Origin of the sequence: Bradyrhizobium sp. SZCCT0148 (genome assembly GCF_018129985.1) — a bacterium.
In the GTDB taxonomy this organism is placed as follows: Bacteria; Pseudomonadota; Alphaproteobacteria; order Rhizobiales; family Xanthobacteraceae; genus Bradyrhizobium; species Bradyrhizobium japonicum_H.
This window is the reverse complement of sequence record NZ_JAFCKT010000004.1, coordinates 180,567-194,632: the sequence shown is the minus strand read 5'-3', so window position 1 is coordinate 194,632 and position 14,066 is coordinate 180,567. Positions and strand designations below refer to the sequence as shown.

Below are 14,066 nucleotides of genomic sequence, written 5' to 3'. Positions count from 1 at the left end.
CCTCATGCGATCTTCTTGTGAGCTTGTGATTGCGGCGTGGCATTCGCGGCCTGCATCAGCGTCCGCACGATGGCGCGACGGGCCAGCTCGATCTTGAATCCATTATGGGAACGGGCAGTCGCTCCCTGCAGCAGCAGATCGGCGGCGTGTCCGAAATGGTCCGGCGTCGCTGCCTTGCCCCGCAATGCTGCTTCCGCCTCGAGGCTTCGCCAAGGCTTATGGGCCACGCCGCCGAGCGCCAGGCGCGCTTCGCTGATCGCGTTGCCCTCCAGTTCGAGCGCGGCTGCGACCGACACCAATGCAAACGCATAGGACAGCCGGTCGCGGATTTTCAGATAGCTGAAGTTCCGGGCAAAGCCATGCGCCGGTAGCTCAATCGCCGTGATGATCTCGCCGCTGCCGAGATTCGTATCGAGATGAGGCTTGTCGTCCGGGAGCCGGTGGAAGTCCGTCAACGCGAGGGTGCGTTGACCCGACGGGCCTGCGATGTGGACCAGCGCGCCGAGCGCAGCCAGGGCCACGCTCATGTCGGATGGATTCGTCGCGATGCAGGATTGGCTTGTGCCGAGGATTGCGTGGTTGCGATTGAGGCCATCGATCGCCGAGCAGCCCGTGCCAGGGCTTCGCTTGTTGCAAGGCGTCGTGGTGTCATAGAAGTAGGCGCAGCGCGTTCGTTGCATCAGATTGCCGCCGACCGAGGCCATGTTGCGCAGTTGCGCGGAAGCACCGGCCAGGATGGCGCTGGCGAGGAGGGGGTAGCGCTGCTCGACCAACGGGTGGTAGGCGAGGTCGGAATTCGGCACCAAGGCGCCGATACGCAGACCGCCGCCGGCGGTCTCTTCAATGTCGCGGAGCGGCAGGCGGGTGATGTCGATGAGCCGCGAGGGCCGTTCGACATTCTCCTTCATCAGATCGATCAGGTTGGTGCCGCCGGCAATCAACTTCGCACCGGGATCGGCGGTTAGCAGGCGAATGGCGTCGGAAACGTCGCTCGCGCGGGAATAATCGAAATTGTTCATGACCGGCTCATTGCCTGCTCGATCGCAGCCACGATGTTGGGATAGGCGCCACAGCGGCAGAGGTTTCCACTCATGAGCTCGCGGATTTCGTCGGCATCTCGCGCACGACCTTCGGCCAGCAGGCCGGCGGCCGAACAAATCTGCCCCGGCGTGCAGTAGCCGCATTGAAAGGCGTCGTGGTCGATGAAGGCCTGCTGCAGGGGATGCAACGTGCCGTCCCTGGCCATGCCTTCGATCGTCGTGATCTCGGCGCCATCCTTCATGACCGCTAGCGTCAGGCAGGAGTTGACCCGTCTTCCATCGACCAGCACGGTACAGGCGCCGCATTGGCCGTGATCGCAGCCCTTTTTGGTCCCGGTCAGCTCCAGGCGGTCACGCAGCGCATCGAGGAGCGTGGTCCACGGCACGACCTCGAGCGCGCGCCTTTCGCCATTGACGACGAGGTTGATCGGAATGCGTTCGGGGATTGTCGTGTCGGCCATATTTTCATTTCCTTGCGGAAGGCCGAGCTGGGCAAATTGTGGGAGTGACGCACGAATGCGCTGCCGCCGCTGGCCGATAGCGCCCAACGGATGACGCGGTGCTTGGTTCCAGACCGATTCCTGCGGCCAGACGGCGAGGTCAGCGCTTGGCTTGGCCGAACACCACCGTCGGCACCGCGCGGTTAACGATTTCGCGCAGTGCAAAGCTCGATTGCACGCGCGCGACGCGCGGCAGGCGGGACAGCTCGGTGCGGTGGATGCGCTCGAAATCCTGGATGTCACGGGCCAGCACGATCAGGATGTAGTCGTCGGTGCCCGACATCAGAAAGCAGCGTATGACGGACGGGCATTTCACCACCTCAGCCTCGAAGGCTTTCAGCGCCTCGTCGCTTTGGCTCTCGAGCGCGATGCGAACCAGCACGGTGGTGGTGAGTCCGAACTGCGAGAGATCGAGTGCGGCCTGGTAGGCCTGGATGTAGCCCTCGTCCTCCAGTGCCTTCTGCCGCCGCGCCAGTGCCGTGCTCGATAGCCCGACCTTGACGGCAAGCTCAGTGTGGCTGGCGCGCGCGTTGGTCGTGAGTTCCGCGAGGATCGCGAGGTCTTTCCGGTCAAGGGCCAAAGTTTCGTTTCCAGCGTGAAAGGGCAGCTTGGCGCCGGAAACCGGCGCGGGCTTGCCGAAACTAGCGGATATTTGCACGAAACCAAACCGGCCTCGTCGATACGATGACAACCGGAATCAAGGCGTTGGCAAAGGAGCCCGGGTAGATGCGCGTCGGTGTGCCCAAGGAGATCAAGGTGCAGGAATATCGCGTCGGACTTACCCCGGGCGCGGTCCGTGAATATGTCGCGGCGGGGCACGACGTGATGGTCGAGACCGGCGCCGGTGGCGGCATCGGCGCATCCGACGAAGTGTATGAGCGGGCAGGGGCTACGATTGCCGGGAGCGCCCGCGACGTCTTTGCCAGGTCCGACATGATCGTGAAGGTGAAGGAGCCGCAGAAGAGCGAATGGGCCCAACTTCGCGAAGGCCAAATCCTGTTCACTTACCTTCATCTTGCGCCGGATCCGGAGCAGGCCAAGGGCCTGCTTGCCTCCGGTTGCACGGCGATCGCCTATGAAACCGTCACGGACGCGAGCGGTCACCTCCCGCTGCTCGCGCCGATGAGCGAAGTCGCCGGCCGCCTCGCCATCGAGGCCGCCGGCGCCGCGCTCAGGCGCTCGGCCGGCGGCCGCGGTCTGTTGCTGGGCGGTGTGCCCGGCGTACAGCCGGCACGCGTCGTCGTGCTCGGCGGCGGCGTGGTGGGAACGCAAGCCGCGCGCATGGCCGCAGGCCTCGGTGCCGACGTCACCGTGATTGACCGTTCCATCCCGCGCTTGCGCGAACTGGACGATCTCTTCGCCGGACGTGTTCGCACCCGCTTCTCGACCATCGAATCGGTCGAGGACGAAGTGTTTGCCGCCGACGTCGTGATCGGTGCGGTGCTGGTGCCGGGCGCCAGCGCACCGAAGCTCGTGACGCGCGCGATGCTGACATCTATGCGGCCGGGCGCGGTGCTGGTCGACGTCGCGATCGACCAGGGCGGCTGCTTCGAGACGTCGCACCCGACCACGCACACCGAGCCGATCTACGAGGTCGACGGCGTCGTGCACTATTGCGTCGCCAATATGCCGGGCGCGGTGCCGGTGACGTCGAGCCAGGCGCTGAACAATGCGACGCTGCCGTTCGGCCTGATGCTCGCCGGCAAGGGATTTGCCGCGGTGCTGGAAAATCCGCATTTGCGCAACGGGCTGAATGTGCATCGTGGGCGCATCACCAACAAGGCGGTGGCGGAGAGTCTCGGGCTCGAGTTTGCCCCGGTGGGGAGCGGGCTGGCGGCCTGACGGCTCTCGGGCCGTCTTGCGAGCGCAGCGAAGCAATCCAGGGTGCCTTCGCGGAAAGATTCTGGATTGCTTCGCTGCGCTCGCATGGACGGTGTGGTGAGGAGGTGCGCCAACCTTACAGCAGCCTGCGCAGTGGAAGCTTACCTCTTCGTCAGCTTGTACTGCCCAAGGTCCGGGTCATGGGTCATGCGCCAGTAGTCCACGAAGCGCCACGGCATCGCCGAGAACACGCGGCCGCTGCTGTTGCGGTAGTAGGTGCTCATCCCCGGATGGGTCCAGATCATGCCCTCGTGCTCGGCATCGACCTTGCGGACGTAGTCGTCGAGCACGTCCTGGCGAACGTCGATCGTGGCCACGTCGTGCTCGATCATGCTGGCGAGGCAGGCTGAGATATAGCGGCTCTGGCATTCCGACTGGAAGATGACGCTGCCGCCATGCGCGGGGCCGGAGTTCGGGCCGAGCATGCAGAAGAAATTGGGGAAGTCGGGCACGGTGAGGCCGAGGAACGCCGTCGGATTGTCGTTGGCCCAGGCCTGGCGCAGATCCTTTCCGTCGCGTCCGCTGATGTTGAGGCGGGCCGCCATCTCCGTCACCTTGAAGCCGGTGGCGACCACGATGACGTCGGCGGGGCGGTGGTGGCCGTTGGCGGTTACGATGCCTGTCTCGTCGAAATGATCGATCGTGTCGGTGACGAGCTCGACGTTGTCCCGCCTCAAGGTCTTGAACCAGTTGTTGTCGAGCAAAATGCGCTTGCCGTAGGGCGGATAGCTCGGCACGCATCTCTCGATCAGGTCCGGCCGGCCCTGCAGTTCCGACAGGATGAAATCGGTCAGCTCCTGGCGGTGCCGGTCGTTGCCCTTGTTGACAGCACGCTCCGGATGCGGCCAGGCCGGGTCCTTGCGCAGGAAAGGAAGCAAGCCGTCGCCATAGCGCCAGAACATGTTGAAGCGGTACCACTGCACATAGAACGGCAGATGCGCCAGCAGCCAGCGCGCGCCCTCGCTGATCTGATCGGCATAGCCCTTCACAGGCCGCGCCCATTGCGCGCTGCGTTGATAGACCGTGACCGAGGCGACGCGGTCCGCGATCGACGGCACCAGTTGCATCGAGGTCGCGCCGGTGCCGATCACGGCGACATGCTTGCCGTCGATGTCGATGTCATCGGACCACAGCGCCGAATGCAGGATCGTTCCCTTGAACTCTTCCTCGCCCTCGAACCGGGCACGGGAGGGGTCGTTGAGCTGGCCGATGGCCGAGACCAATGCGGTGGATTCGAAGATCTCTTCGCCGCTGCTGGTTTTGAGCGTCGAGATCCAGCGCCGCTTGCTGTCGTCCCAGCGCGACGAGGTCAGCTCGGTGTTGACGCGTAGATGCTTGCGGATGCCGTATGCTTCGGCGACCTTCCGGAGATAGCCCAGCAACTCCTCGCGCTGGCAGAAGTAGCGGGTCCATGCATTTCCCGGGCCGAACGAATAGGAATAGGAATGGTTCGGCGTGTCGACGCCGCAGCCGGGATAGCGGTTGATCCACCAGGTGCCGCCGAGCTCGGCGTTCTTCTCGACGATGGTGTAGGGAATGCCGAGATGGCCGAGCGCCACGCCGAGCGCGATGGCGCAGACGCCGGCACCGACGATCAGGACGTGCTGCTCGGCGAGCTTGTCGTTCGAGGGCTGCTTGGTCCAACGCGCCTCGCGCGGCACAAAGCCCATCTCTTCGCGCATCAGCGGGGCATATTCCGGCGCTACGTTCTCGCCGAGGCAGGCGCGCATCATCTTCAGCAGCAGCTCTTCGCCGGGATCGGTAATCACAGGCTTCGGCGTGCCATCGGCAAAGAGGTTGACGACAGCGGCGCGGATCTCGTCCTGGATTTCTTGCGGCACGCCGGCCTCGGGATCGGGGATCAGGCGGATGTCGCGCTTGGGCAAGTACGGCGGCGCGAGCCATTTCTCGTCGCCGGTCATGTGCACCAGCACCATCAGCAGGCAGCGGATGTCGCCTTCGGCGATGGTCGAGGCAAGGTCGAGCGGCCTGTGCGGAGCTTTGATATTCATGGCGTGTCCTGGTCTCCGGACGTGGTGAAGAGGCCGCGCGTCATCAGCTTGCGATAGGCGGAGATGACGTGCTCGGGCACGGCGGTGACGCCGCCGGCCGAATAGGAGTAACGGCGGCTGAGATAGCCGCGTGCGCCCATCAGCATGTGGACGATCGCCTCGAACTCCTCGTCGCTGTAGTCAGCGATGGCACCTGAGCCTCGCGCGCGACGCAAAATGCGCACATAGGCGACCGAGATGTTGTCAAGATGCTTCTGGTAGCCGGTCGGCGCGAAGAATTCGGCCTCGTTGAGGATGCGCAAGAACTCCGGCACCTCGCGGATGAAGTCGAAGAAGGCGGAGAAGCGTGAAATCTCCTGCCGCGCGGCATCCGCCGTGCCGGTGCGGGCGCGGATGAAGCCGACCATGTCGAGGCCGATCTTCGGCAGCAACTGGTCGAGCAGCTCCTGGCGGTTCTCGAAATGATTGTAGAAGGTGCCTTGCGCGACGCCGGCCTGCTCGGTGATGCGGGCGACGGAGGCTTCGGCATAGCCATGCTTGCCGACGATCTTGGTGGCGGCCTCGAAGATCTTCTGCTTGGTCCAGGCGTTGCGCTCGACGCGGTTGAGCTTTGTCACCTTGGCGTTCACTTGAGTCATTCCGACCTCTCCAGCTCGGCGCGCAGCACGCGCTTGAGAATCTTTCCGGATGGGTTGCGCGGGAGGCCGTCGCGGATGATCAGCTGTTTCGGCACCTTGAAGCTGGCAAGCCGGGCGCGACAATGCTCGGTGAGGGCAGGGAGCTCGAGCCTGGCGCCCTCGCTCAGCACGACGATCGCGACGGGCCGTTCGCCCCAGCGGGCGTCGCGCAGGCCGATCACGGCGACTTCGTGCACCTCGGGCAGTTCGTAGATGACGCGTTCGACCTCTGAGGAGGCGATGTTCTCGCCCCCGGAGATGATCATGTCCTTCTTGCGGTCGGTCAGGAACAGAAAGCCATCGTCGTCGAGATAGCCGACGTCGCCGCTGCGGAACCAGTCGCCGAAGAAGGCAGCGGCCGTCTTGTCCGGATCCTTCCAGTAGCCGCGCGTAATCTTTGGGCCGCGCAGGCAGATCTCGCCGTCGACGTTGGCCGGCAACGTGTTGCCGTCCTCGTCGCGGATCTCAATCTCGACATGGGCGATGGCGCGCCCGGTCGAGCCGATCTTCTCGATCTCGCGACCGGCCTCCATGAAGGTATCGCCGCCGACGGTCTCGGTGAGGCCATACGCATCGATATAGCGCGCATTGTGGAAATAGTCCGAGAAGGCGCGGATGCGCAGCTCCGGCGTCTTCTCGCCGCCGCCGATCGCCCATTGCAGGCTGGAGACGTCGTAGCGCTCTCGCGTCGGGCAGGTGAGCATCGCGCTGGTCATGACCGGTGCGAACCAGGCGGCGTTCAGCTCGTCCTCGTCAATCGCCGCAAGCGCGCATTCAGGCTCGAAATTGCGTTCGATGCGGATGAAGCCGCCATGCCAGAGCACGGCGATGCCGGGCAGGTCGAGCGCGCCGACGTGATAGAGCGGGCCGACGACGAGCAGGCGCGTCTCGGCACTCAAACCCAGCGCGATCGTTTGGTCGGCGGACTTCCAGTAGAAATTATCGTAGGTAAGCATCACGCCCTTGGGGCGGTCGGTCGTGCCCGAGGTATACATCAGCCGCATCAGGTCGGATGATGCGCGGTCATGCATCGGCGCGGGCGGCGCATCGCCTGTGAGATGCGTGAGGCTCTGCTGCGCGGCCTCGTCGAGCACGACAATTCTCGTGCCCGCGGCATTCGCGGCCAATTCCTCATCGACGATCAGAAGCCGTGCGCCGGAATTGCCGGTGATGTAGCCGACCTCGTCGCGGGAGAGGCGGAAGTTAATCGGCAAGAACACCGCGCCGAGATGGCTGGTGGCGAAAACGACCTCCAGGAACGCGGCGCTATTTTTCATCAGCACCGCCACGACATCGCCGGCGCCAATGCCCTGTGCGGCGAGCCAGCCTGCCACCCTCCGGACACGCCCGTCGAACGCCGCGTAGGACATCTCCTCGCCGCGATATTTCAGCGCAGGCCGGTCCGGCGAGCGCCGGGCATGGAAGGCGATGAAGCTCGACAGGTTGATCATTGCGCGGATTTTGGGCCGCTTGCGGCCTCGTTGCCTTACTCGATGAATTCTGACTCGTAATTCATCTTTGGCTTGACGTCACCCCCCTACCTCTGAAATCCTTGAGACTATGGAGACGACACGATCTCCGACAGGGATTTGAAACGCCGACCCGACAGAGGGAGGGGAAAATGACGAGAACCCGCACGCCGGGCATCAGCCGCCGTTCAACGCTGGCGCTGATGGGCGCCGGTGCGATGAGTGTTGCCGCGCCCTGGGTGGCGCGTGCGCAAGCCAAGACCATCAAGATCGGCATGCCGACGATCCTGTCGGGCCGCGTGGCGCAGCTCGGCACATCCTCGCGCAATGCGGTGATGCTCGAGGTCGAGAAGGTCAACGCCGCCGGCGGCCTTGCCGGCCGACAGATCGAGATGGTGATCCGCGATTCCAAGGGCCAGCCGCAGGAAGCCGCGCGTGTCGCGCGCGAGCTCGTCAACACCGACGGCTGCGAACTGCTGCTCGACGGTGAGGCGTCCTCGGGATCCTTCGCCGTGCATGAGGTCGCGCGCGATCTCGGCGTGCTCTGCATCCACACCTGCTCGGAAGCGTCATCGCTGACGGCCGATCCGAAGCAGCACATCCCGAACGCGTTCCGCTGCGTGCGCCAGGGTATCCACGATTCCATCGTCGGCGGCAGCTATGCCGCCGCGATCGCCAAGGCCAAGGGCTTGAAGAAATGGGCGACCTGTTCGCCGGACTATGCCTATGGCCGCGACACCACCGGCGAGTTCACGCTGTACTTGAAGCGTTTCGCGCCCGACGTCGAAATCATCAGCGAGTCCTGGCCTAAGCTGTTCCAGCCCGACTACACCGAGGTCGTGACCAAGATCCTGCAGGCCAAGCCGCAGGCGCTTTATTCCTGCCTGTGGGGCGGCGATCTCACCTCCTACATCGACCAGGCCAACATCTACGCGATGTTCAGCCAGATGGAGGTGTTCGCGGTCAACATGGCCGACTACACCGCGCTCACCGTGGTGAAGAACCTGCCCAAGGGCATCCACTCCGGCAACCGTTACATCAAGACCTTTCCGACCACGCCGGAGAACGCGGCCTGGGGCGATGCCTACAAGGCGAAGTACAACGAATATCCGACCAACTGGTCGTGGCAGAACGCGACCGCGGTGATGTTCCTCGCTGAGGCCGCCAAGAAGGCGAACTCCGCCGACGGCAAGAAGCTCGCGGAGGCATTGAAGGGCCTCACCATCAAGTGCCCGTTCGGTGCCGACGGCACCGTGACGATGCGCGGCGACGATCACACGCTGGTCGGCTACGCCATCGGCTGGGGCACCACGATCCCGCAGGAGCCGTATGTGCCGGAGGTCAAGGCCGGCGACTGGAAAACGATCTTCGAGCTCGAGGCCGAGTGGAAGAAGAGCAAGGGCTACACCTGATCCGATACAGCGGAGACGGGCGACCGTCTCCGCCATCTCGTTTTCCGCGCCCTGTCAGGCGCGCCGCAATGAAAGTGCTCCCGTGGATCTCGACGCGCTTGCCGGTTGCCTCTCCAGCTCCGCCTGCCTGGTGACGCAAACCACCAGCGGCCTCATCATCGGCATGCTGCTGTTCCTGGTCGCGGTCGGGCTCACCTTGATTTTCGGCGTCCTCAAGGTGGTCAATTTCAGCCACGGCGCCTTCTACATGTTCGGCGCCTATTTCGCGATGACGGCCTATCAGCTCACCGGCAGCTTTGCGCTGGCGATGCTCGCAGGTGCGGCCGGCACCGCGGCTCTCGGCCTGATCTTCGAGCGCGTCTTCATGAGCCGCGTCTATGGCGCGGACGTCTTGATGCAGCTGCTCGTCTGCTATGCCTTCGTGCTGATCTTCGACGACGTTGTGCGCATCATCTGGGGGCCGGAATTCAAGTCGATGGGTATGCCGGCGGCGTTCCAGGTCATGCCGCTGTTCATCGCCGGCGGCGTGGTGCCGCCTTATTATCTGCTGCTGATCGGCGTCGCGCTCGTTGCGGCTGTCGTGCTCGGTGCGGGCCTGTCGCGCACGCGCATTGGCAAGGTGATCCGCGCGGCTGCGCATAATCCGGGCATGGTCTCGGCGCTCGGTATCAACACCGGCCTGATCTATGGCGGCGTGTTCGCGCTCGGCGGAATGCTGGCGGGGCTCGCCGGCGCGCTCGCAGCGCCGGTGCGCTCGCTGACCCCGGGGATGGGATTTTCGGTACTGATCGAATCCTTCATCGTCACCGTGATCGGGGGCATGGGCTCGATCCTGGGCGCGCTGATCGGCGCGCTGCTGCTCGGCCTGATCAGGTCCTACGGCTCGCTCGGCTTTCCCCTGTTCACGGAAGGCCTGATGTATCTGTTCATGGTGATCGTGCTCGTCTCAAAGCCCACCGGCCTGTTCGGCAAGGAGGCGGCATGACTGAGCTCGAGGCCGGCGGCGCCGGGACGCTGGCGCCTGTGCGCAGCGGCGCTGCGCCTGGGCGCTATCGCGACATCCTGATCGCGCTGATCGCTTTTGCCGTGCTGGCGAGCCTGCCGCTGTTCACGGGCAGCAAGGCGCTGCTCGATTTCGTCATCCGCTGCTCGGCTTATGGTCTGTTCGCGACTTCGCTCAATCTGCTCGTCGGCTACACCGGCCTGACCTCGTTCGGCCATGGCATGTTCTTCGGCCTTGGCGCTTACAGCTTCGGCCTGATCATGCAGAAGCTCGGCGTTCCCATTCCCGTGGCCTTCGTGGCGACGCTGGCGATCACGGCGGTGATCGCAGCCGTGATCGGCGCGATCTGCGTGCGGCTGAAGGAGATCTATTTCGCCTTCGTCACGCTCGCCTTCCAGATGCTGATCCACTCGACCATTCTATCCTGGGCTTCCTTCACCGGCGGCGACCAGGGCCTGCGCGGCGGCATTCCGCGTCCCTCCTTCCTCGGGATCAATCTTGCCAACCACGTTCATCTCTACATCGCAAGCTGCGCGCTGCTGATCCTCGGCCTCCTCGCGATGCGCCAGATCGCACAATCGCCGTTCGGCTTTACGCTGCGCATGATCCGCGACAACGCCGCGCGCGCGAGCTTCCTCGGCATCGACGTCTGGCGCGCCAAGCTCACCGTGTTCGTGCTGGCGGCGCTGTTTGCGTCCATGGGCGGCATGGTGATGGCGCTGTTCGTTTCCGGCGCCTATCCGGAGTTCGCCTATTGGACCATCTCGGGCGAAGGTATCTTCATCAACATGCTCGGTGGCGTATCGACCTTCCTCGGGCCGATGGTCGGGACCGTGCTGCTCTTGCTGCTCAACGACACCGTGACGCGGTTCACCGAATACCATGGCATCGTGCTTGGAATCGTCATCCTGTTCTTCGCGCTGGGCCTGCGCAAAGGCCTGCTGGACTTCGTCGCCGAATGGTTTTCGCAGCGGCGCGACGCAGGCAAGGGGCACTAGCGATGCTCGAGATCCGCAACCTCGCAAAATCCTTCGGCGGCGTGAAGGCGACCAACGACGTCTCGCTCGACTTTCCCGACGGCTCGCTGACGGCCGTGATCGGTCCGAACGGTGCCGGCAAGAGCACCTTCTTCAACCTCATCACCGGCGCGCTGAAGCCTGACAGCGGTGAGGTGCTGCTCGACGGCGTCGACCTCGCCGGCCGCTCCCCGCCGGAGATCGTCCGTCACGGCATCGGCCGAGCCTTCCAGGTCGCCAGCATCTTCAGGTCGCTGACGGTGCAGGAGACCATGTTGGCTGCCGTCAGCGCCGACCAGCGCACCTCGGCGGTGCTGCACAAGCGTTTTCCCTTGCCGGAAACGCGCGATCGCGCCGAGCATGTGATGGAGCTGTTGGGCTTGGCGGGAAAACGCCATCGCACGGCCGCGACGCTGTCGCATGGCGACCAGAAGCTGCTCGATATTGCCCTTGCGCTGGTGCTCGAACCGAAGGTGCTGTTGCTGGACGAGCCCACCGCCGGCATGGGACCGGAAGAGCGCTGGCGCATGATCGACAAGGTGCGCGAGCTCTGGGAGACCCAGAAAATTACCGTCGTTTTCATCGAGCACGACATGGACATCGTGTTCAAGATCGCGCCCAAAATCGTCGTGCTCTGCTATGGCCGCATTCTGGCAACCGGGACGCCCGACGAGATCCGCAACAACAGCGCTGTGATCGAGGCTTATCTGGGTACTGAGCATGCGGGGGCGGCGGCATGAATGCTGTCGTCATTGAGGTCGCCGATCTCGACGTCTACTACGGCACCAGCCAGATTCTGTTCGGTGTCGGCCTCTCGGTGCGGCAGGGCGAGACCATGGCGCTGCTGGGCCGCAACGGCGCCGGCAAGTCCACCACGATGAAGGCGATCATGGGGCTGGCGCCGCCGCGGCGGGGCAAAGTAAGCCTGCGTGGCGCGGTGATCTCCGGCTGGAAGCCGTATCATATCGCGCGCGCCGGCCTCGGCTTCGTGCCGGAGGACCGCCAGATCTTTCCGGAGCACAGCGTCGAGGACAATCTGGTTATCGGCCGCAAGAAGGGACCGGAGGGCCAGGACGAATGGCCGATCAAGCGCATCTACGAGGTCTTCCCGTTGCTGGAGCCGCTGCGCCATCGTATCGCCGGGCGTCTCTCGGGCGGCGAACAGCAGATGCTGGCGATCGCGCGCACGCTGATGGGTAACCCCGCGCTCCTGTTGCTGGACGAGCCCAGCGAGGGGCTCGCGCCGATCATCGTGCAGCGGATCGGCGAGTTGTTGCGGCAGCTCCGAAGCATGGGATCGACCGTGCTGATTGCCGAGCAGAACATGCATTTCTGCCTGGGGCTCGCGAGCCACGCCACGATCATCGACAAGGGCCAGATCGTCTACGCCGCCGGAATCGACGAGCTGAAAGCTGATGAGGCGATCCGCCGGCGTTATTTGGCCCTGTGAGCCTGACGGGCCGTGCCCGAATAGTCGAGAAGAAGAAAACTGTTGTCTGGGGTCTTTCCGGCGGAAGGAGTTTCCCTGCGCAGGAGCAAAAACGCCAATCGCTTCCATTGCCGTTTGAGCGGGAAACGACGACATTCCCATCAGGAATTGATGGATTGACGGTCATGGAACGCACTGGATTTGAGCCCTTCGGCGAGCAATTGGTGTCCGCAACGGACGCCCAGCCGAAATCGCGCGCGTCGAAGCTCCTGCTGCGGGTCGGCACCGGGCTGTTCTGGTCGCTGGTGGCCGGAATCGTGCTGGCGCGTGCAGCATTCTTCGAACCAGGCGTCTATGACGGGTTCAGCCGGGTCGCCTCGCTGGCCAAGAGCCTGATCTTCTGAGGCCGATTTTTCCGGGTTGAGGACAGAACTTCTCTCGGCCCTGATATGTCGAAAGCTTATTCCCCATCGAGCCGGCGCTGCGTATAAATCTTTCTCCCTTGGGAGAGATTTGTGTCGCAGAATCAAGCATCCAGCCCGGCCGATGCCAAGCCGGCCACCGCCGCGAGCCGTATTCTCGGGCTGTTTCCAGGCATCCTCCTCTGTATCGTCGTCGCTGGTGTCTCGGCCCTGCTCGAAAGGGCGGAGCTTGGCGTCTTTGAGCATCCCTATGTCGAGGCGCTGGTGATGGCGATCCTGCTCGGGATGGCCCTGCGCAGCTTCTGGAAACCCGCGCCGCGTTGGCAGGCCGGTATTGCCTTCAGCGCAAAGCAGCTTCTCGAAGTCGCGGTCATGCTGCTGGGGGCCTCGATCAGCTTCGCCGCCATCGCGGCTTCCGGCGTGGCGCTGCTGGCGTCGATCGCAGCCGTCGTGGTGATTGCGCTGTGCGTCTCCTTCGGACTCGGCCGGATGCTGGGCCTGTCGACGCGGCTGTCGATCCTGATCGCCTGCGGCAACTCGATCTGCGGCAATTCGGCGATCGCCGCGGTGGCCCCGATCATCGGTGCCACCAATGACGAGATCGCATCCTCGATCTCCTTCACCGCAATCCTCGGCGTGATGATGGTGCTCGGCCTGCCGCTGTTGATTCCGCTGCTGCAATTGTCTGCCACGCAATACGGCATTCTCGCCGGTCTCACGGTCTATGCGGTGCCGCAGGTACTGGCCGCGACGGTCCCCGCCGGGCTCGTCGCGACGCAGATCGGCACGCTCGTGAAGCTGATGCGTGTGCTGATGCTCGGGCCGGTCGTCGTCGGCCTGTCGCTCGCCGCCTCACGCTGGAAGAGCGATGCCAAGAAGACCAGCGTCGGCTTCTTCCGCCTCGTCCCTTGGTTCATCCTCGGCTTTCTGGCGCTGGCGACTTTGCGGTCCCTCGAAATCGTGCCGGGGACGGTGGTCGGTCCGGTGACCAAGATCACGGGCTTTCTCACCGTGGTGTCGATGGCGGCCCTCGGACTCGGCGTCGACGTCCGCGTGCTCGCCAATGTTGGCGGGCGGGTGACGGCCGCGGTGACGCTGTCCCTGATGCTGCTGCTCGGCATCAGCATCGCCTTGGTGCACTGGTTCAAGTGAGAGAACCGCCGCTCTGGACTTCCAGAGCGAGACGTTTATTGGTCTTCGCCAAT

Annotated in this window: 14 protein-coding genes; 8 read left to right on the top strand and 6 right to left on the bottom strand. The window is 64.2% G+C overall.

All coding sequences use genetic code 11. The annotated features are described in order from the left end of the window. Positions 1–2: 2 nt before the first annotated feature. The 3 genes from JQ580_RS15690 to JQ580_RS15680 all read right to left on the bottom strand — a co-directional run bounded on the left by JQ580_RS15690 (position 3) and on the right by JQ580_RS15680 (position 2,120). The gene (locus JQ580_RS15690) at positions 3–1,019 is read right to left on the bottom strand and encodes an FAD binding domain-containing protein (RefSeq protein WP_212280972.1); all 1,017 of its coding nucleotides are present in this window, start codon (positions 1,017–1,019) and stop codon (positions 3–5) included. After that, positions 1,016–1,501 carry a (2Fe-2S)-binding protein gene (locus JQ580_RS15685; protein ID WP_212280971.1) on the bottom strand — a complete coding sequence of 162 codons (486 nt, stop codon included), beginning with the start codon at positions 1,499–1,501 and terminating at the stop codon, positions 1,016–1,018. The genes JQ580_RS15690 and JQ580_RS15685 overlap by 4 nt, the downstream gene beginning before the upstream one ends. A 139-nt stretch (positions 1,502–1,640) precedes the next feature. After that, entirely contained in the window at positions 1,641–2,120 is a 480-nt protein-coding gene (locus JQ580_RS15680) for an Lrp/AsnC family transcriptional regulator (protein WP_212280970.1), read from the bottom strand. A gap of 146 nt (positions 2,121–2,266) precedes the next feature. Between JQ580_RS15680 and ald the strand changes: the two genes are divergently transcribed. Beyond that, positions 2,267–3,382: an alanine dehydrogenase gene (gene ald / locus JQ580_RS15675; protein WP_212280969.1), complete on the top strand. Its 1,116-nt coding sequence runs from the start codon at positions 2,267–2,269 to the stop codon at positions 3,380–3,382. 140 nt (positions 3,383–3,522) lie between these two features. Here ald and JQ580_RS15670 read toward each other — a convergent pair whose 3' ends face one another. The 3 genes from JQ580_RS15670 to JQ580_RS15660 are packed head-to-tail and all read right to left on the bottom strand — an operon-like array spanning position 3,523 to position 7,561. Continuing rightward, the gene (locus tag JQ580_RS15670; RefSeq protein WP_212280968.1) at positions 3,523–5,433 is read right to left on the bottom strand and encodes a flavin-containing monooxygenase; all 1,911 of its coding nucleotides are present in this window, start codon (positions 5,431–5,433) and stop codon (positions 3,523–3,525) included. Continuing rightward, positions 5,430–6,071 carry a TetR/AcrR family transcriptional regulator gene (locus tag JQ580_RS15665; protein WP_212280967.1) on the bottom strand — a complete coding sequence of 214 codons (642 nt, stop codon included), beginning with the start codon at positions 6,069–6,071 and terminating at the stop codon, positions 5,430–5,432. The genes JQ580_RS15670 and JQ580_RS15665 overlap by 4 nt, the downstream gene beginning before the upstream one ends. Further along, the gene (locus tag JQ580_RS15660) at positions 6,068–7,561 is read right to left on the bottom strand and encodes an AMP-binding protein (RefSeq protein ID WP_212280966.1); all 1,494 of its coding nucleotides are present in this window, start codon (positions 7,559–7,561) and stop codon (positions 6,068–6,070) included. Before JQ580_RS15660 ends, JQ580_RS15665 begins: the two co-directional genes overlap by 4 nt. A gap of 170 nt (positions 7,562–7,731) precedes the next feature. On the opposite strand from JQ580_RS15660, the gene JQ580_RS15655 reads away from it, so the two are divergent. From JQ580_RS15655 to JQ580_RS15625, 7 genes are all read left to right on the top strand, one after another. Then, on the top strand, positions 7,732–8,991 hold the full coding sequence (locus tag JQ580_RS15655; RefSeq protein WP_212280965.1) for an ABC transporter substrate-binding protein: 1,260 nt from the start codon (positions 7,732–7,734) through the stop codon (positions 8,989–8,991). A gap of 82 nt (positions 8,992–9,073) precedes the next feature. Continuing rightward, positions 9,074–9,976 carry a branched-chain amino acid ABC transporter permease gene (locus JQ580_RS15650; RefSeq protein WP_212280964.1) on the top strand — a complete coding sequence of 301 codons (903 nt, stop codon included), beginning with the start codon at positions 9,074–9,076 and terminating at the stop codon, positions 9,974–9,976. After that, the gene (locus JQ580_RS15645) at positions 9,973–10,992 is read left to right on the top strand and encodes a branched-chain amino acid ABC transporter permease (RefSeq protein ID WP_212280963.1); all 1,020 of its coding nucleotides are present in this window, start codon (positions 9,973–9,975) and stop codon (positions 10,990–10,992) included. Before JQ580_RS15650 ends, JQ580_RS15645 begins: the two co-directional genes overlap by 4 nt. Positions 10,993–10,994: 2 nt before the next feature. After that, on the top strand, positions 10,995–11,750 hold the full coding sequence (locus tag JQ580_RS15640) for an ABC transporter ATP-binding protein (protein ID WP_212280962.1): 756 nt from the start codon (positions 10,995–10,997) through the stop codon (positions 11,748–11,750). Then, positions 11,747–12,460, top strand: coding sequence for an ABC transporter ATP-binding protein (locus JQ580_RS15635; RefSeq protein WP_212280961.1), 714 nt, complete (start codon positions 11,747–11,749; stop codon positions 12,458–12,460). The genes JQ580_RS15640 and JQ580_RS15635 overlap by 4 nt, the downstream gene beginning before the upstream one ends. A gap of 164 nt (positions 12,461–12,624) precedes the next feature. Beyond that, the gene (locus tag JQ580_RS15630) at positions 12,625–12,843 is read left to right on the top strand and encodes a hypothetical protein (RefSeq protein WP_018315898.1); all 219 of its coding nucleotides are present in this window, start codon (positions 12,625–12,627) and stop codon (positions 12,841–12,843) included. Between the two features lie 111 nt (positions 12,844–12,954). Further along, positions 12,955–14,013: a YeiH family protein gene (locus tag JQ580_RS15625; RefSeq protein ID WP_212280960.1), complete on the top strand. Its 1,059-nt coding sequence runs from the start codon at positions 12,955–12,957 to the stop codon at positions 14,011–14,013. Positions 14,014–14,066 lie beyond the last annotated feature (53 nt).